Consider the following 17,771-nt stretch of genomic DNA (forward strand, 5'->3'; position numbering starts at 1 on the left):
ATTATTCTGATTATCTACTTGCTTAAAATCAGAATACCAATGACACATACCCCCTCTTTTAAAATGGTTGAGATTAGTGCATATGTAGACCCTTCTAAAGCGAGGGGCGTCAAATATGGCCAACTCACATTTGCAAAACTTCGTCAAAAGATCGAAATGTACAAATGCGGCACAATTGTAAAACTGTCTTTAGCTGGGTTAGATTTTATTGATGTTTCCTTTGGGAGAGAATGCTTAATCCACTTGCTTTTGCACTTCAGAGGAAGAATCGGATTCATTTTAACAAATTTAGAGCACTCCGATTTAGAAGAAACTTTTTATGGTGCATTGTACCACTACAAAATTTGCTTATTGATTCAACAACCCGATAATTCAACTAAAATAATTGGTCCAAAGAGTGATGGTTCATTTCTCGAAAAGTATTTAGAACTTTGGAATTACATTTCAGAGCATGAGTTTGTTACAACTTCACAAATTGTCAAACACTTCCATGCTCTCTCTCCTCCAAATGGAAATAGTAAGCTTAATAAGCTTGTAAAAATGGGGCTACTACTCAAAAAGCGCCAGATTGCAACATCTGGAGGACCTGAAGATATTTTCATCCCTATTAAAAATTAGTGAGGCGTATGAGTGATTCATGTAAGTCCTTATACAACCAATTTTTTCTGAGTACACGCTTCTTTACAGCAAGCAAAATCCGCTTTGGGTATTTGAGCAGTAACCATTTAGCAAGACTGATAACATAATGCCTTTCAACTAACGCTCTCTGCTCAAAGGCGATTTTAGTATTAAGCAGCTGTAAATCTGGTTGAGCACACATACTGCATATATAACTCTGTAAGTCTGGCGCTAGGCTTTTAGAGACGATCAAACGGCATAATTGATGTAGCAATATCAACCTATCAAAATCAAACTTCCCGCAGTTAACAAATTGCCTGTCTATCGCTCTTAATTGTGCTGCCCAGCGTTCAAAAAGCACTTTGTTCCAAAAGCGTACATGATGGTTTGGAGATTGCCGTAAATCAAAGCCACACTTCCAACAACAGGCCATGTCCATGTCTTTGTATATTCCTGGTTTTCCTAGCTCGCATCTGTGAAATGAAATACTAGCGCCACACTCAGTGCATCGGTCATGCATTATTATTTGGTGATAAGGGCAAAAAGTATAAAAGCCGACTCGCCATGAAAGTCGATAGTATGGTTCAGCCCCTTCAGCCAAGCATTGCGGGCAAAACTGCATACCATAGCCGTTATGCAGTCTGTGTTTAATTACTAATGGACAGAGCCATCTAAGCTGGCCCGATAATGTAAGTTCGGGAAACAGACGTCCTTCAAAAAGTGCAAGCGTGTGCTTTACTAACTCTTCGCAGCTCACGCTCGCTTTTTCGCTTATTTTACCCAACAGCCACTGTGGTATATGCCTATCAATGTCTCGGTTCCACAGTTGATAATTTGAACCAAATTCTAGCCGACAAAACGTTTGGAGCTTTAGCCCATTGCTATGAGCACACCTGACTAGCCAAGAAGAAAGGCACTCTCCATTATAAGGTTTAGGGTGGGCTGGCCATAACTTACCAGACAGCATTTACGATACGCCATCTAGTCTACGTTTCCTTGCTGAGGGCGTGATCCAATCCAAATCATCCAACACTTTTAAAGTGATTTGTTCTATTTTATTTTCAATCGCATACACCGCAGCGTTATTCAATATTTTGCTTAGCTCTCCAATATACCCCTCTGACATGGCAAATAAACGAGATGCTAGTTTATGCTCGTGTAGTACCGATGGCTTTTTGAGTGGCAACATCCTCTCAAAGCTTGCTAACAGCCTTAAATACTCATTATCAAATTCCCACCTAGAAAGCATTACGGGTTCAAACCGATTAGCTAATTGCGGATCTGTTTGCAGTGCTCTAAATGCATCCTTGGTTCCTACCCCAACTATTGTAATTTGAAGCTCATTGCCTAAATATTTGAGTACATTTAAAAAAGCCCGTTGGCGATTAGTATTCCCCGCTAGAATATGATGAATTTCGTCAATCACTAATATCTTTAACCCAACATATCTAAGCAGTTTAATGACTTGAAACTGCTTTTTATCGACTCGCTCACTCGGTTTATAAGGTGCGAATAGCAATTCTAAAATCGAGTTATAAAATCGGCCTTCGTCAGGAACAGGCGGTGCTTGAACGAACATAACGGGTGCCAATACCCCATCACCTTCGGGGTTGTCTTCGGCGGGGTGGTTTCGACAAAACTTTTTCACCAACATAGTTTTGCCATTATTGGTATCACCCACGATGAGTAAGTTGGGCATTCTTTCTGTTCGAGGGTGTACCAGCAAATCCTCAAGCTTGTTTAATATGTTTTTCGCTTTGGAATAACCAATCCAGCGGTCTGAACGTATTTTTTCAATCCTTTGAGCATCATCTAAAGAGAGCATTCCTTTGGCACTGTCATTTAAGTGACTAAAATCGCTCATGACCATTCATCCATATCATCAAAGGGTTCAATATCTAGAGTAGAAATTGCTAATTCGCCTGGTTGCTCCTGAACTGCTGGCATTGGGTTAGGCTTTTCTGCTTGGGTATGATTCTTTCGTCTCTGCCGTGAACGTTTTGCAGCTTTAGTTTTGTTAACTGCTTCCTGTTCAAGCTCTCGCATTCGCTCGTATGCCTCAAAAATCGTGTGTTCATTGATTTTGCCACCTGACTCTTCAACACGCTTAAGGGCTTCTCGTAACTCCCAAATACTTATCGCTGGATGAGAGGTGTCTCGGTAAGGAATTTGGTAATAAGACTTGAGCTCTGGGTCAAAAAACCAAATTAGGCTAATATCCCTGGGATCACGACGCACCATAAACTTGCGCTTTCTCTTTGCATCTTGCGGATCAATCGCATTTATCCAAGGCCTTAAAACATCGTGGTAATAATAAATTTTATCAATCACAATGCCGTAATCTTGCACTGTGCGCATTTCAAAAGGCATTAGATCCAACTTAAGCTTTTCTTCATCTATTATTTTTGCTGGTAAACCTCTGCCTGGCATTTCACTATCGCCCAGTATTCCTTGCTTATATCGAGCGAGTGGTGCCATACCTAACATTGAATGCTTCTTTTGGTGGTATACATTAACAATGTAATCCGCAAGCCACTTTTCAAATTCAGATAGCGTTAAAGCTGCTGCTTTTTCTGAGTCATAATCACCTTTCTCTTTTGGGTTTGCGAATGTAGAACCGGGTAAAGCGTGAACTTCTTTCGATAATGTGCCTAAAGCTCTTTCAACATGGGCTCCATAATTAGGTCTTGCTACCGGCCTCCACTCCAAATCCATCGAGTACTGACTACAAGCTCGTTTTAGCATGTTGCCCCTGAACTCTTTTGCATTGTCCGCATGAATTTTGTCTGGTAACCCCCATACTGGCCACTCTCCGCTAACACCGAGTTTTGCTAACCATCTTTCTTTTGGCAAAATTGAGTGTGCGAGACATAACCCCGTTGTCATTGCACTCGGGGGATCAAACGATATATAAAACCCAGTCACCAATCTGCTAAACACATCAAATGACAAAGTGATCCAAGGTCTTCCTATCGGCGCTCGGTAATGATCATCCACTAAAATGATGTCTAGCTTTGTGTGATCTATTTGCACCACAGCGAGTGGCCAATCCGCGCCTGGAAATTTACCCTCTATAGGTTTAAAGTCATTGTCTGATTTTTTACGCCCATGTCGCTTTCTTGACACTAGCTCAAGTGGTAACGCTTTAACTCGGTTCCTAACTGTATTGTCATGAGGTGGCGTAAGCCCTCTTTTTAAACATTGGGCTTTTACGGCATCAATAACCTTTCGAACAATTTTCTTCTGTTTTGTGAGGTATTCTGTTGCGATTGCTTCTTTAATTATCTCTTCAACTATATGGTCGCCTTTCGTTGCTCCTTTGTCACTTCTCGTCTTTGGTAACAACGAGGTAAGTAACCCCGAACCTTCATATAAACGAAGCCATAAGTACACTGTATTCACATGCAAGTCATGCGCTTGAGCTCTTTCAATAACTTGCTTTCTCGTACGCCCACCTTTATTAACCAAAGGCTTGATGATTTCGTATCTTTGATTGGCGGTTTCCCAAGCTTCTTCTGAAATAAGCATGAGCTCTTCGTCGCATTTACGAGGTTCGACTTCAAGAGGAGGCAGCAATGATTCTGCTTTAGTTTCTAACGTTTCACCTGTTGACTCATCCACTAATATCACTTTAGACAGATTAAACACTTCAGCAATACGGTAGTTTTTACCTTCCCTTGAGACCTTTTTCCCTGGCTCTAACACTAACGACTTATTCACTTCAACAGCTCCATATTTCTCGTGTCATGGTGATCTTTTGGTTGAGATTCATGCCAATTTGGCCCGTTCCAATCAGATACCACAATGTTGGCAACAGTCTGGCTTGATTCCACGGATCAGAGTATATCTTTTCAAGTAATCCTGTTGGTGTTGCGCGCCCAAGCTTTTTTAAATTTCCAACTAGCAACGCCATATCTGCTTCTTCACTAGCACCTTGCCTTATAAAAGGAAGAAGAAACTTAACTGACTCCAGATAGGGTGTTCTAATTTCCTTTTCAGTGACGATTTTAAACCTCCACTGATTTTCCTTTGCATATTTGATAGCCATCCGGAACTTCGGCTGTAGCTTGTCCCAATTTACCTTGAGATCACTTCGATACTTTACTTCATATAAAGTGGGTTTTTCACCTTGCCTGAAGGCTAGTACATCAGGCGTATAACTACGTCGCTTGTCTTCATTATTTAGCCACGTAATTTTAACTGGCTGAACCTCAAACCGACTTATGTGCTTGTCGAATTCAAGTAGACTTATAAAGTCTCGCTCCAGTGTTGACTCAAACATTGCTTGCCCATCAGCTTTACTGTGCGCTGCAATTCCTGTCACATTGCGATAGTTTTTTGGAATGGTTCTTACGGGCATAAATACCTAATATATTTGATATACAAAGACTATTTAAAAAACCACCGCAAACATCCAGTACAATATAAAGATGTAAATTAGGTTTTAAACAGACTCAACTATGTTAATAGTAGCCTATAGCGATGTAATTTCGACTCTAAATTGAGGTTTCAGTACAAAAAAGCGATGGAATTCACAGAAGTAAAATAACACTCTTTCTACTCAGAAAAAAAGCGCTCTTCGGCGCTTTTTTTTTATCTATCACTAACGTGGTAAGACCATTTCAAGGCAGCAAGTTTGCTACATTCTGTTGCTAAATAACTTGCTCGTAAAACATAGATTACAATCGTTAACATTGATTTATGGCAAAACTATTCCAATTTATTGCACAGCAGTATATCTTGCTGGACTCTCTCACACACAAAGGGGCTATTTGTGCTTAAAAATAAAACACTGGGGAGTATGCTGATCGTAGCAGGTACAACGATAGGCGCAGGTATGCTAGCGCTTCCGATTGCATCTGCGGGATTGGGATTTACCACAGCATTGATCTTGATTGTGCTGTCTTGGTTACTTATGACCTATACCGCATTACTAATGCTTGAGCTCCACCAGTATGCCAGTGCCGACGCAACGCTCAATACCCTCGCTAAGTCTATTTTAGGTAAACGTGGGCAGTATATTGCAAACTTCTCTATGGTTTTTTTATTTTACGCGCTATGTGCGGCCTATATTGCAGGCGGCGGAGCCCAGTTACAAGAGAAAATTAACAACGCGTTAGGTATGCAAGTCGCCCCACAAGTTGGTTCCGTTGTTCTAGCTATTATTGTGGCTACGGTCGTTACCGCAGGTACCAGCACAGTTGACAAACTCAACAAGGTGCTTTTCAGTATCAAGCTTATCGTGTTAGCTAGCCTATTTTACGTGTTGACTCCTTATGTGCACGGCCAACATCTATTGGATATGCCCATCGAACAGGGACTTGTAATATCTGCCATTCCTGTGGTGTTCACTTCTTTTGGTTTCCATGGCTCCATTCCATCGGTGGTGAAGTACGTCGGCTTAGACATCAAGTCACTGCGTCGCGTCATGATGTTTGGTGCTGCACTTCCATTAACCATTTATGTGTTCTGGCAACTATTAAGCCAAGGTGTTATGAGTCAACAAAGCTTGATGCAAAGTGAAGGGCTAACTGGGTTTGTTAATAATATTTCTAACATTGCCCACAATCCGCATATTACAACTTTTGTAACGATTTTTGCCGACTTAGCCCTCGCCACATCATTTTTAGGGGTAAGCTTAGGATTATTCGACTTCTTTGCTGACGCACTTAAAAAAGGAAATGGAAACTTGGATCGAAGCAAAACGGCTTTGATCACTTTCTTGCCACCTCTTGGTTTTGCCTTGTTCTATCCTAAAGGTTTTATTATGGCACTGGGCTATGCGGCTATCGCATTGGTTGTTCTGGCAGTGTTTTTACCCGTTGCGATGGTGTGGTCACAGCGCCGTCGTGGAACACCCACGACAGGTTATCAGGTAAGAGGCGGTACTTTAGGACTCGCGATGGCGGCGCTGTGTGGCATTGCAATAATTGCAGCACAAGGTTTGCAAATGACGGGCGTCATTCCTTCTCTAGGATAAAAACAATACTCCACAAAGCAGCTATCATTAGTTGCTTTGTGGGTCCTGCCTGACTTCAATTGGGTCAGACTCCTGTGGTTTACCTTGTAAAATAGATATCTCGACTCGGCGATTGCGTCGCCTGTCTGCATTGGTTTCATTTGGCACCAACGGTCTGGTATCAGCATGACCCACCACGACTAAGCGGTTTTTATCAAAACCTGGGGCTTTAACCATTTCACTGGCAACCGCCACAGCTCGCGTTGCCGATAGATCCCAGTTGTTACTGTATAACTCATTACTAACTTGAAAATCATCGGTATGCCCTGAAACCGTAATTTCACCCGGTACGTCTTTCAATAAATCGGCTATTTCTCTAATGACAGGTGTAAATTTGGGCTGTAAAAATGCACTCCCCGATGGAAATGCACCATTTTCTTGTATGCGTATGATGATTTGCTGCCCCAGAGATTCAAGTTCAATAGCCCCATCCATGATTTGTTTTTCCATCTGCTGGGCAATCTTTTTAACTAACTCATTTACCTGCTCTTGCTCCGCCGCTGCAATAGCTTGTGTCATCGCCTGCTCTTGTGAAGTACTTTGTGAATCACCGCCACGCTTGTTGCCACGCTGCTCTTGGCGTCCCCCTGCGGAACTTTCTTCACCAGCCTGAAACTCCAACATTTGCTGGGTCATTTCTACAGTTTGCTGCTGAATAGTTTCAATCGGTGTAGGTTCCGGTTTACCCGGTGTAAACTCCATAGCGATGACACTGGTCCCTTTAGGGATATCTTTAACTTCGATTTTATTTTGTACACCAAATGCAAACTTCATTGAGCCCGCTATTTGCTTGAATTTTAATACGTCCATTTCCGAGAAAGCGAGTAACAATACGAAAAAACACATTAATAGCGACATTAGATCGGCAAACGTCCCCATCCAAGCAGGCAAGCCTGGAGGTGGACATTTACATTCTTTCTCGTCAGAAGAAGACATAGTCGCTATTCCTCTTTCTCATGCAGACGTTTAGATTCAGGTAAGTAGTTTTTCAAAATACCTTCGATAACTTTAGGGTTTTGACCATCTTGGATCCCCAAAATTGCATCTAAGATCAACCTTTGGTTCAATTCCTCTTCGTCTTTACGCAGCTCTAGTTTTGATTGAATAGGAATTGCCACAACGTTGGCCAAAAACGCGCCATAAAGGGTGGTTAATAACGCCACCGCCATCGCAGGACCAATTGCTTTGGGATCATCCATGTTAGATAACATAGCAACCAGACCAATCAATGTACCTATCATCCCCATCGCAGGAGCGATATCACCGAGCTTTTTAAATAGCAGTGCGCCAGATTCATGACGGCTAGATGTTAAGGCAATGTCTTTTTGCAGCGTAGCTCTAACCACATCCGCATCGTGTCCATCCACCAACATATCAACCCCTTTTCGCATGAACGAGTTAGGTATGTCCGCTTCCTCTAATGCCAAAAATCCGCCTTTACGCGCCGAATCAGCTAATTCTACCGCTTTTTCAATTAATTCTTCAGGTGTCTCTATTTTGAACATGAAGGCTTTGCCAACAACCTTACCGATGGCAAAAAACTTAGACATTGAAAAGTTAGCTAATACGATAAACAATGAGCCACCAAACACAATGACGCTAGAGGCAGCATCAGCAAACATGCCTATCTCACCGTCACTACTCATGAACATGGACATCACAATCAGGCCTATCGCGCCCAGGATACCAATAACGGTTGCTAAATCCACATACCCTCCAGAGAGTCTTATCTATTCTATATTGTTGCTCAGATGTCCAGTGTCATAAGACATTCAAAACACATGCCATTTTTTATTGAAACGAGTGCAAGGCGTTTACTAAGCCATTGTTTATCGGCAAGCTACTGAATATCTTAAGTCAATTATATTAAAAAGCACCGAAATTGCGAGCCACTCTTTGGTACAAAAACCTACCACTGGGTGTAACGGTATCGCAAAATAGTACTGCAAACTTTGACCTCGCACTACATTGGCCCTAGAATTGGGCTCTTAAATTCATTTAGTCTTAAATTGGTTAGGTAACGAGACATCATCATGGCAACAAAAAAACCAGAAAATCTGAGTTTTGAAGAAGCAATGGCCGAATTAGAGGGAATCGTTCACTCTATGGAGCAAGGTTCACTGACTCTTGAGCAATCACTCAAGCAATTCGAACGCGGCATAGCACTTGCTAATTCTTCGACCAGTAAACTGCAACAAGCCGAGCAAAAAGTCTCAATTCTTATGGCCAATGATACGCACAGTGAAGCTGTACCATTTCAAGGTGACGTGGAATAAACCGTGCAATTACAAGAACAACTACAAGATACACAAGAGCGTTTAGCAACATTTATCGCTAATTATTTTGCGCAACCTCTGGATACCGACGAAACAGTTAAGGCTGCTACTTACTACAGTATCAACAATGGTGGTAAAAGACTCAGACCATTCTTAGTTTACGCGACAGGAAATCTATTTGGCGCAGCTATTGAGGATTTAGACGTTGCCGCTGCAGCGATTGAATGTGTTCACAGTTATTCTTTGGTGCATGACGATTTGCCCGCTATGGATGACGACGATTTACGTCGAGGCAAGCCTACCTGCCACATTGCCTTTGACGAAGCACAAGCGATTCTGGCAGGTGACGCGTTACAAACTATGGCATTTGAACTGCTCAGCGAGCATAAATTTAAAATTGCCCCTGAACAGCAAATCAAGATGATAAATGTTCTTGCTCGAGCCGCAGGAATACAAGGCATGGTTGGTGGTCAAGCGCTCGATTTAGAAGGGACTAACAAAGCAATATCTCTTACTGAGTTAGAGCGTGTTCATCGTTTAAAAACCGGTGCCCTACTAAGCGCAGCCATTGAACTTGGCGCCTTATGTTCGCCCAACGTCGGCGACAATACCTTTAATGCTCTACGTCAGTATGCAAAAAATATTGGCTTAGCATTTCAAGTGCAGGACGATATTCTTGATATTGAAGGGGATACCGAATCTTTGGGCAAACCCAAAGGTTCTGATATTGAAAACAAAAAATCCACCTACCCTGCATTGTTAGGCTTAGATGGTGCCAAACAAAAAGCCCGCAGCTTAATTCAGCAAGCGCTAAAAGCTTTGGAAGATATAGATCAAGATACTGAAGTTCTGGCCAGTTTAGCCCACTATATTATTGAACGTAACTATTAAAAGTCGTTCTCTTAGTCTAAGTTCATGACAAATTAATGGCTAATTTGCATAAAATAAATAAAATTAACCGCAGCCTTTGTATATAATTGTGCGAAGTTTGCGTAGGACAAATAATCGATACGATGAAATTGGATAGTAGCAAGTACCCCTTATTAGCTTTGGTTGATGAACCGAAGCAACTGCGACAGTTACCGCAGCACAAACTTAACACGCTCAGCGATGAGCTGAGAGATTACTTATTAAACTCGGTGTCGCAAAGCAGTGGTCATTTTGCTTCAGGTTTAGGCACGGTAGAGCTCACGGTTGCTTTACATTACGTCTATAACACACCTGAAGATCGCCTAATTTGGGACGTTGGACATCAAGCCTATCCACATAAAATTTTAACGGGTCGTCGCAGCAAAATTCACACGATCCGTCAAAAAGATGGTTTGCATCCATTCCCTTATAGAGAAGAAAGTGAGTACGACACATTCAGTGTTGGCCATTCAAGTACTTCTATCTCTGCAGCTTTGGGCATGTCTATCGCGGCACAAAGAGAAGGTAAGGGTAGGAAAACAGTCGCCGTGATCGGTGATGGCGCTATCACCGCAGGTATGGCGTTTGAAGCTATGAACCATGCCGGTGATATTAAGTCGGATATGCTGATAGTGCTCAATGACAATGAAATGTCTATCTCTGAAAACGTAGGTGCGCTAAATAATCACTTTGCGCGTATTTTGTCAGGCAGTTTCTACACCAATATTCGTGAAGGCAGTAAAAAACTACTCTCAGGCGTCCCTCCAGTCAAAGAGCTGGCGAGTCGCATGGAAGAACATCTCAAAGGTATGGTTATACCTGGAACTTTCTTCGAAGAACTAGGACTCAATTACATCGGCCCTATTGATGGTCATGATGTCAATATGCTGGTAGATACGCTGCGCAATATGCGTAATTTGAAAGGCCCTCAGCTACTACATATCAAAACCCAAAAAGGTAAAGGTTATAAGCCCGCTGAAGCCGATCCGATTGGCTATCACGCGGTGCCAAAGTTCGATCCAAGTGTTCATAGTTTGCCGAAATCTAAACCAAGCGCACCAACATTCTCAAAGGTGTTTGGTGATTGGCTATGTGATCAAGCCGCTGATGATAAAAGGCTAATGGCAATCACCCCCGCCATGCGTGAGGGTTCAGGCATGGTACGTTTCTCAAAAGAGTATCCAGAGCAGTATTTTGATGTCGCTATTGCTGAGCAACACGCGGTAACACTGGCCGCAGGCTTCGCCTGTGAGGGATTAAAACCCGTCGTTGCTATCTATTCAAGTTTTTTACAACGTGCATATGACCAATTGATCCATGATGTTGCATTACAAAACTTACCTGTACTATTTGCAATTGACCGTGCGGGAGTTGTGGGAGCCGATGGTGAAACACACCAAGGAGCCTACGATTTAAGCTTTATGCGCTGTATTCCTAATATGGTTATCATGGCACCCAGTGACACCAATGAGTGTCGTCATATGCTCCACACAGGCTATAGCTATGATGGCCCAGTCGCAGTACGCTACCCAAGGGGCAGCGCCGGTGATGCTGAGGTACAGCTAACTATGCAGAAGCTCCCAATAGGCAAAGCTAACATAATAAGGAACGGCCAAAAGGTTGCCATACTCAACTTTGGTACCTTATTACATAACGCAAAGCTTGCCGCCCAGCAATGCGACACAACGCTGGTTGACATGCGTTTTGTGAAACCTCTTGATACCGAGTTGTTGAGTGAACTTGTCAAAACACACTCACATTTCATCACTCTTGAAGACAATGCAATCGCAGGCGGTGCAGGGAGTGCTGTTAGCGAGTTCTTTGCAAGCATTGGAGCTGCACCTAGCATCACTCATTTGGGCTTACCAGATGAGTTTATCAAGCATGGCACACAAGACGAAATGCACGCGCAAATGAACCTTGATGAACAAGGGATCTTGCAAAAAGTGCAAAAGCTAGTATAAAAAAAGGAGCAAATGCTCCTTTTTTTAACGCTAGGTCAGGTCAATGGAAAAGCAGTTTAAGACATTTCAAGAGTTTTACCCGTACTACCTACAGCAGCATCAAAACCCTTGGTGCCGAATTTGCCACTATCTGGGCAGCACTATGGTGATTGTAACCTTTTTCGCTGCTTTTTATTGGCACGACGCTATGTATTTGCTGCTTGCGCCGTGTTTCGGCTATGGCTTTGCTTGGGTAGGTCATTATGTATTTGAACATAACCACCCCGCGACTTTTACCCACCCATTTTACTCATTTGTTGCTGATTGGGTCATGTATTGGCGATGGATAACAAAACGGACTTAACGCATCCATACTTTAACTTCAGCTAAGCCATTACTTTGTAGTACTTCAAGCTGTGACTCAACATTGCTGCTTTGCTCAAACTCAAAAGCGTCAAGTTGGTCATCAAATATAATCGTTGCAGCGCCGTCGCCACCACGTTGTTTAACCTGATGAAGTGCAATGTCAGCCAGATTGACCGATGCTTCCCAGCCAATCACTTGTCCGCCCAATAATGGCAATGGATATAAAGACCAACCCATTGAGATACTCATTGACATCGACTTGCCATTTGGCAGCATAAAGTCAAAATCCGCAACCGCTTTACACAGCTCTCTAGCATAATTATCCACATCATCACGCTTAAAATCACGAAGTAGAAGTAGGAACTCATCACCACTCCAGCGCGCAACGTAGTCAGAACCCTGAGTTCTTGAATTCAGCAAGGCAGCCATCTGCTGCAAGCAGCTATCTCCACCGATGGGACCATAGGCGTCGTTCACTTTACTGAATTTATCAATATTGAGTATCATCAGCACCAGACTTTTGTTTTGCTGCTGTAACGACTGCGCGTTGCGCTGAAAGTGTTCCACATCTTTGGGTAACTGATCGAATAAGAAGCGACGGCTTCGCAAGCCTGTCAACTCATCCGTATGACTGACCAGTTTTAACTGAGTATTGACTTGATTGAGCTTTTCGTTCGCTTTTCTAAGCTCTGTTGTACGTTCAGCCACTAAGTCCTCTAGCGCCTGATGCTTGCGTCGCTCCTGCGCTCTAAATACCCAGAATATAAGATAAAATAAGAACGCAAATCCACAGGTGATCAATAGCCTAAAATACATAGTTTCATCAAATCGCCTAGGGATTGAGATGTCCACCTGCTTAGAAGTGGCGGCCAGCCAGTCTTGCCCTCGCCTTTTCGCCTGCAATTCGAATACATATGAGCCTGGTGATAAGTTAGTATAGATAGCATCTTGGCGGTTTGGCGTTTCTCGCCAATCTCCACTTGTCATGCCATTACTAAGTAGCCGATATCTAAATTCAATGCTCTGGGGCGCATAGAAATCAATTGCGGTGTACTGCACCGTCAGATCTCGTTCTGAGGTATCAAGAAAGATTTTATCTTGTAGCGCTTTACCTGCAATACGTCGCTCTGGTGTATATACAGCTTCCAGCTTTAGCATCAGTTCATCGGAGCCAAATAGTTGCATATTTTTAGGTATTCTGACTACACCTTGGGAACTTGGATACCAAATAGCCTCCATCGTTTCCATAACTGCATCATGACCAAACCCTGAACAACAGCGACTCGCTTTACCATCTAACTGCCTATCAAATTGGCTGATAACCTGATCAACTTTTAGGTTTGTGATCGGACCTTTGAACTGTGCTACAGGCATACGATATACACCTTTTTTAGTTCCGACCCACACTTGGCGAAGCTGTTTATCGAAATATAACGATGTAATAGAACCATATGGCAAGCCATTTGACGCATCTAACTGATACCACTGACCTGCTGCTGTACGATAAAATAGCCCATCACTCCAAGAACCTATTAGGGTCGCAACATCTTGAATATGGAATATACTGGTAATATAAGCGGTCTCTAACGAAGTTTGACCTCCAAGCTTTTCGATACCACGCTCGTTATAGCGATATGCCCCTTTATTCGTACCAATAAAACCAAATGTCGGGAAGTCGACCACAAAAGTGACAAATTGGCTACCTAAGAATGTGTTGTAATTAAATGGCGTTAGCTCTGAATATTCAAGTCGATACAGGCCTCGCCCTGTACCAAACCACAACCCACCTTCATTAGAAGGGCTAATTGAAAACACGGGGTTTTGTCTTAACTCTCGATGTGGAAGGCTACGAAGCTCCCCCTGCTCATAGGCTAAAACGCCTCTGTCAGTGCCCATCAACAGTGTATCCCCCTGAAACTCTAAGTCATTCACTGTAAGGCGTTGTAGGCGGTTCATATCAATCATTTGTTGATATTGATTGCTCTCATCTAAAATGCCAACACCATAGCGATTTGCCACCCAGATTGTTCCATTGGGTGCTCGAGTAATAGCAGTGATACCTTGATTGACATCATTTCCAACGGAGTACCGCTCTACTTTACCAGCATGCGCAAACCACAGCCCCTCATTCAAGCTAGCCAGCCAAATATTATTCTCTCTGTCTTTGAAAATATCTGAAAACCATACACTTTGTTCAGAAAGTACAGGACGCACGGATTGCCACTCGCCTCGACCTTCTCTAAACATCAAATTGTTGGAAGTCGACACCCAGACACCACCTTCACCGTCACTCATAAACTTGTACACGGCGGTGTTACCAATTTCGTCGTAACGGCGAAGCACTTCATCAATATCTAGAAAATAAGCGCCTAGCTCAGTTGCTAAAAACAAGCGACCATCTATCCAAGCCAAGTCATGTAGTATGGTTTGAGCAAGTTGTTGTGGTAGTGAAAGACGACTAGATAGCTCCAGCCTAAATGCATTTTCAGTAGATGAACTAGATTGTTTAATTTTTAGCAGATGACGTTCATTGACCAACCAGATACCATCCGACGCCAGAGCCATTTTGGTTACCGCACCGACAATCTGATTGATCCTAACCGCTGACAGCTTTCGAGACTGAACAGACGTCCCGCTAGCGACGGAGAGGCTTGTGTGGGAAATATAGTGCAAACCATTTGCCGCAACCCAAATACTCCCCTGCTGATCTTCTAATAAGTCCCTAACAGGTCCTTGTATATCCAGTGATTCAACCTCAAGGGTTTGCGGGTCTAAACGATGCACACCACGACGAGTGCCAATCCATAACATCCCGTCTCTACCGACTAATAACTTGTGGATCGCATTAGAACGCAGGAAATCTGTGTTTTGTGTGGTGAGATTGGTAAACTTTTGACCATCAAAACGACTCAAACCAAATTGAGTCGCCAGCCAAATATAACCCTGTCTGTCTTGTGTAATGCTTTTAATAGACTGTGAAGGCAGGCCGTTTTGTAAGTTCCATTGTTTGACCACATAATCGTTAATTGAAGCCTGTGCAAAATGAGCCATCACGCTCACCGCCACAACAAATACTAACCTTAACATTCTGTCCATAGTTGACACTATTTTCTGCCTAATATCAGCCCGTTAAAACACCAGTTTTAAACAAAGCCTGTACACAAATCAATGAAAAAATACCAGCAAGCACGTCATCGACCATAATTCCAAAGCCACCATGAAGTCTTTTATCAAGCATTTTTATCGGTCCAGGCTTTACAATATCAAAAAATCGAAACAATAAAAAACCAACAATCAAAGATTGCCAACTTAATGCAGCCCCCAACATAGTGATATAAAAGCCCGCTACCTCATCCCAAACAATGGCAGGGTGATCATGAACCTGTACATCTTTGGCTGTTTGACCACACACCCATAAGCCAAATACACTAATGACAATGGCAAATACTATTTGTAACCACAGTGGATAATTTGCGGTAATAAAAATAAGTGGTAATGCCGCTAACGTGCCAAAAGTTCCTGGGGCGATTGGGGACAACCCCAGACCAAAACCTAAACCAAAAAACTGATGAGGGCGCTTAAGATCAAATTTATACTGCTTAGCCAAAGCAACTCCTAGCTAAAATGTTCAAAGCCAACATCGGGAAGTGGCCATGTCTGGTTGTGGTAAAGTAATTCTAACTTGCCGTCATTATTAATAATTTGCCCAATACATACCGGCTCTACACCATACTGCTGTAGCTTGGCTTCAAGCAAATTCTTGTTATCGTCGCTAACGGTATATAGCAGTTCATAATCATCACCATAGGCTAGCGCCAATTTGAGACGAACATTATCGTCACTTAAACTATTCAATGCTTCGGATGTAGGCACCTTATCGGCGTGAATGACGGCACCGACGCCAGATTGTCGAAGAATGTGTGACAGATCAGCGACTAAACCATCCGAAATATCGATGGCGGAGGTTGCAGTGCCTCTGAGGACTTGGCCTGCTGCCACTCTCGGCGAAGGAAAGTTAAAACGCTCAGTTGCGCTTTTCAAATGTTCAGGTGCAATATTCCAACCCTGTTTGCGTGCTTCAATGGCAAGACCTGAATCCCCTAATGGACCTGTAACATAAATCCAATCGCCATTTTTGGCACCTGAACGAGTCAGAGCTTTACCCTTTGGCACAATACCTTTTGCACACACCGTAATGGTTAACGGCCCTTCAGTCGTGTCTCCACCGATAATTTGCACATTATAGTATTCAGCAATGTCGTGCATACCTTCAGTGAACTCTTCAAGCCACTGTTGGTCAATATGTGACAGCGTTAGACCAATTGATACCCAAGCTGGTTCTGCCCCCATTGCGGCCAGATCACTCAAGTTAACCGCCAAAATACGATGACCCAAAGCTCGTGGAGGAATATCAGCAAAGAAATGTACACCTTCTACCAAGGTGTCTGTTGTCACTGCTAATTGGCAGTTCTCTGGCACACTGATCAGTGCGCAATCATCACCAATACCCAGATCAACATCACGGCGAGTAATGCCTCTTCCTGTGAAATAACGATTGATGAGTTCAAATTCCTTCATATACAAAAAAGCCGGCCAACGCCGGCTCTCCTTTATTTGGCCTTACTTGCGAATATCTTTTACGGCTTTATCTAGGACACCATTCACAAATTTATGGCTGTCTTCCGCACCAAATATTTTGGCCAGTTCAATACCTTCGTTGATAGCAACTTTATACGGTACATCTTCTCTGAACTTAAGTTCATAGGCACTCACTCTTAGTACCGCTCTTTCGACTTCATCTAAATCATCGAAAGGTCGTGACAAATGTGGCTTTACTATTTCATCAAGTTGCTTTTGATTTACCGCTACACCACGCGCTAAATCTTTGAAGTATTCAACGTCTACTTTCGATACATCGTTCTCGATCAACATTTGTTGTTCGATGTCGGCGATAGGGTTACCACTTAATTGCCAAGAATAAACGGCTTGTAAAGCCAATATGCGTGCTTTACGTCTTGCTGCTGGTTTCACAGAGGATCCTCTTAAATTTGCTCTAGCACGTTTACCATTTCTAAAGCGCCAAGTGCAGCTTCGCCGCCCTTATTGCCCATTTTGGTGCCCGCACGTTCAATGGCTTGCTCGATGCTTTCAGTGGTTAGTACGCCAAATGCAACTGGGATATCATAGTCTAGTGATACACTTGCCAGACCTTTATTTGACTCATTTGCAACTAAATCGAAATGCGGTGTACCACCACGGATGATAACGCCTAATGCAATGATCGCATCAAACTGCTTTTTCATCGCAATACGTTTAGCTGCAAGAGGTAACTCAACGGCACCCGGTACGTAAACAACGGTGATATCTTCATCGCTTACGCCACCTGTTCTCTTTAACTCATCTACAGCACCTTCAAGCAGGCTTTTACCGATAAAGTCGTTAAAACGAGAAATAACAATGGCAAATTTCTTGCCCGGTGCATATTTGTTACCTTCAATAATGTTCATTAGATGATCCTAATCTTATAAATACCAACGCTGAAGCATGTACCGAAATCTCGGTCCAGCAATTGCCAAATTGGGCCGCATGATAGCACAATTTTAACTATCCCCAAACAACTTAAAACGGGCCTATATTGGG

Annotated in this window: 17 protein-coding genes; 6 read left to right on the forward strand and 11 right to left on the reverse strand. The window is 42.9% G+C overall.

What is annotated here, in order from left to right; translation table 11 throughout:
• Positions 1-39: 39 nt before the first annotated feature.
• The gene (locus BIW53_RS17115) at positions 40-618 is read left to right on the forward strand and encodes a hypothetical protein (RefSeq protein ID WP_070993237.1); all 579 of its coding nucleotides are present in this window, start codon (positions 40-42) and stop codon (positions 616-618) included.
• On the opposite strand, the gene BIW53_RS17120 is transcribed toward BIW53_RS17115, so the two are convergent.
• From BIW53_RS17120 to BIW53_RS17135, 4 genes are read right to left on the reverse strand one after another with little or no spacing between them, the layout of a single operon-like run.
• On the reverse strand, positions 608-1,585 hold the full coding sequence (locus tag BIW53_RS17120; RefSeq protein WP_070993238.1) for a TniQ family protein: 978 nt from the start codon (positions 1,583-1,585) through the stop codon (positions 608-610). The genes BIW53_RS17115 and BIW53_RS17120 overlap by 11 nt on opposite strands.
• Complete coding sequence (locus BIW53_RS17125; RefSeq protein ID WP_070993239.1) at positions 1,586-2,482, reverse strand: TniB family NTP-binding protein; 897 nt, start codon at positions 2,480-2,482, stop codon at positions 1,586-1,588.
• Positions 2,479-4,338, reverse strand: coding sequence for a Mu transposase C-terminal domain-containing protein (locus BIW53_RS17130; protein ID WP_070993240.1), 1,860 nt, complete (start codon positions 4,336-4,338; stop codon positions 2,479-2,481). The genes BIW53_RS17125 and BIW53_RS17130 overlap by 4 nt, the downstream gene beginning before the upstream one ends.
• A gap of 1 nt (position 4,339) precedes the next feature.
• Positions 4,340-4,978: a heteromeric transposase endonuclease subunit TnsA gene (locus BIW53_RS17135; protein WP_070993241.1), complete on the reverse strand. Its 639-nt coding sequence runs from the start codon at positions 4,976-4,978 to the stop codon at positions 4,340-4,342.
• 414 nt (positions 4,979-5,392) lie between these two features.
• Here BIW53_RS17135 and BIW53_RS17140 point away from each other — a divergent pair, with 414 nt between their 5' ends.
• Positions 5,393-6,598: an aromatic amino acid transport family protein gene (locus BIW53_RS17140; protein WP_084228229.1), complete on the forward strand. Its 1,206-nt coding sequence runs from the start codon at positions 5,393-5,395 to the stop codon at positions 6,596-6,598.
• A gap of 27 nt (positions 6,599-6,625) precedes the next feature.
• Here BIW53_RS17140 and BIW53_RS17145 read toward each other — a convergent pair whose 3' ends face one another.
• A complete protein-coding gene (locus BIW53_RS17145; RefSeq protein WP_070993242.1) occupies positions 6,626-7,573 on the reverse strand; it encodes a flagellar motor protein MotB in 948 nt (315 codons plus the stop codon).
• Between the two features lie 5 nt (positions 7,574-7,578).
• Positions 7,579-8,346 (reverse strand): flagellar motor protein PomA, encoded by a 768-nt coding sequence (gene pomA / locus BIW53_RS17150; RefSeq protein ID WP_070993243.1) that lies wholly within the window; start codon positions 8,344-8,346, stop codon positions 7,579-7,581.
• 324 nt (positions 8,347-8,670) lie between these two features.
• Between pomA and BIW53_RS17155 the strand changes: the two genes are divergently transcribed.
• The 4 genes from BIW53_RS17155 to BIW53_RS17170 all read left to right on the forward strand — a co-directional run bounded on the left by BIW53_RS17155 (position 8,671) and on the right by BIW53_RS17170 (position 12,129).
• Positions 8,671-8,913, forward strand: a complete 243-nt coding sequence (locus BIW53_RS17155) for an exodeoxyribonuclease VII small subunit (protein ID WP_070993244.1) — start codon at positions 8,671-8,673, stop codon at positions 8,911-8,913.
• 3 nt (positions 8,914-8,916) lie between these two features.
• On the forward strand, positions 8,917-9,804 hold the full coding sequence (gene ispA / locus BIW53_RS17160; protein ID WP_070993245.1) for a (2E,6E)-farnesyl diphosphate synthase: 888 nt from the start codon (positions 8,917-8,919) through the stop codon (positions 9,802-9,804).
• Between the two features lie 122 nt (positions 9,805-9,926).
• Positions 9,927-11,786 (forward strand): 1-deoxy-D-xylulose-5-phosphate synthase, encoded by a 1,860-nt coding sequence (gene dxs, locus BIW53_RS17165; RefSeq protein ID WP_070993246.1) that lies wholly within the window; start codon positions 9,927-9,929, stop codon positions 11,784-11,786.
• A gap of 43 nt (positions 11,787-11,829) precedes the next feature.
• Positions 11,830-12,129: an Mpo1-like protein gene (locus BIW53_RS17170; RefSeq protein WP_070993247.1), complete on the forward strand. Its 300-nt coding sequence runs from the start codon at positions 11,830-11,832 to the stop codon at positions 12,127-12,129.
• On the opposite strand, the gene BIW53_RS17175 is transcribed toward BIW53_RS17170, so the two are convergent.
• The 5 genes from BIW53_RS17175 to ribH are packed head-to-tail and all read right to left on the reverse strand — an operon-like array spanning position 12,126 to position 17,638.
• Positions 12,126-15,218 (reverse strand): ligand-binding sensor domain-containing diguanylate cyclase, encoded by a 3,093-nt coding sequence (locus BIW53_RS17175; RefSeq protein WP_070993506.1) that lies wholly within the window; start codon positions 15,216-15,218, stop codon positions 12,126-12,128. The two genes, BIW53_RS17170 and BIW53_RS17175, sit on opposite strands and share 4 nt — an antisense overlap.
• Positions 15,219-15,252: 34 nt before the next feature.
• Positions 15,253-15,738, reverse strand: coding sequence for a phosphatidylglycerophosphatase A family protein (locus BIW53_RS17180; RefSeq protein ID WP_070993248.1), 486 nt, complete (start codon positions 15,736-15,738; stop codon positions 15,253-15,255).
• 8 nt (positions 15,739-15,746) lie between these two features.
• Positions 15,747-16,709 carry a thiamine-phosphate kinase gene (gene thiL / locus BIW53_RS17185; protein ID WP_070993249.1) on the reverse strand — a complete coding sequence of 321 codons (963 nt, stop codon included), beginning with the start codon at positions 16,707-16,709 and terminating at the stop codon, positions 15,747-15,749.
• Between the two features lie 42 nt (positions 16,710-16,751).
• Positions 16,752-17,162: a transcription antitermination factor NusB gene (gene nusB, locus BIW53_RS17190; RefSeq protein ID WP_070993250.1), complete on the reverse strand. Its 411-nt coding sequence runs from the start codon at positions 17,160-17,162 to the stop codon at positions 16,752-16,754.
• A gap of 11 nt (positions 17,163-17,173) precedes the next feature.
• Positions 17,174-17,638: a 6,7-dimethyl-8-ribityllumazine synthase gene (gene ribH / locus BIW53_RS17195; RefSeq protein ID WP_070993251.1), complete on the reverse strand. Its 465-nt coding sequence runs from the start codon at positions 17,636-17,638 to the stop codon at positions 17,174-17,176.
• Between the last annotated feature and the right edge of the window lie 133 nt (positions 17,639-17,771).

The organism is Pseudoalteromonas byunsanensis, from assembly GCF_001854475.1.
In the GTDB taxonomy this organism is placed as follows: Bacteria; Pseudomonadota; Gammaproteobacteria; order Enterobacterales; family Alteromonadaceae; genus Pseudoalteromonas; species Pseudoalteromonas byunsanensis.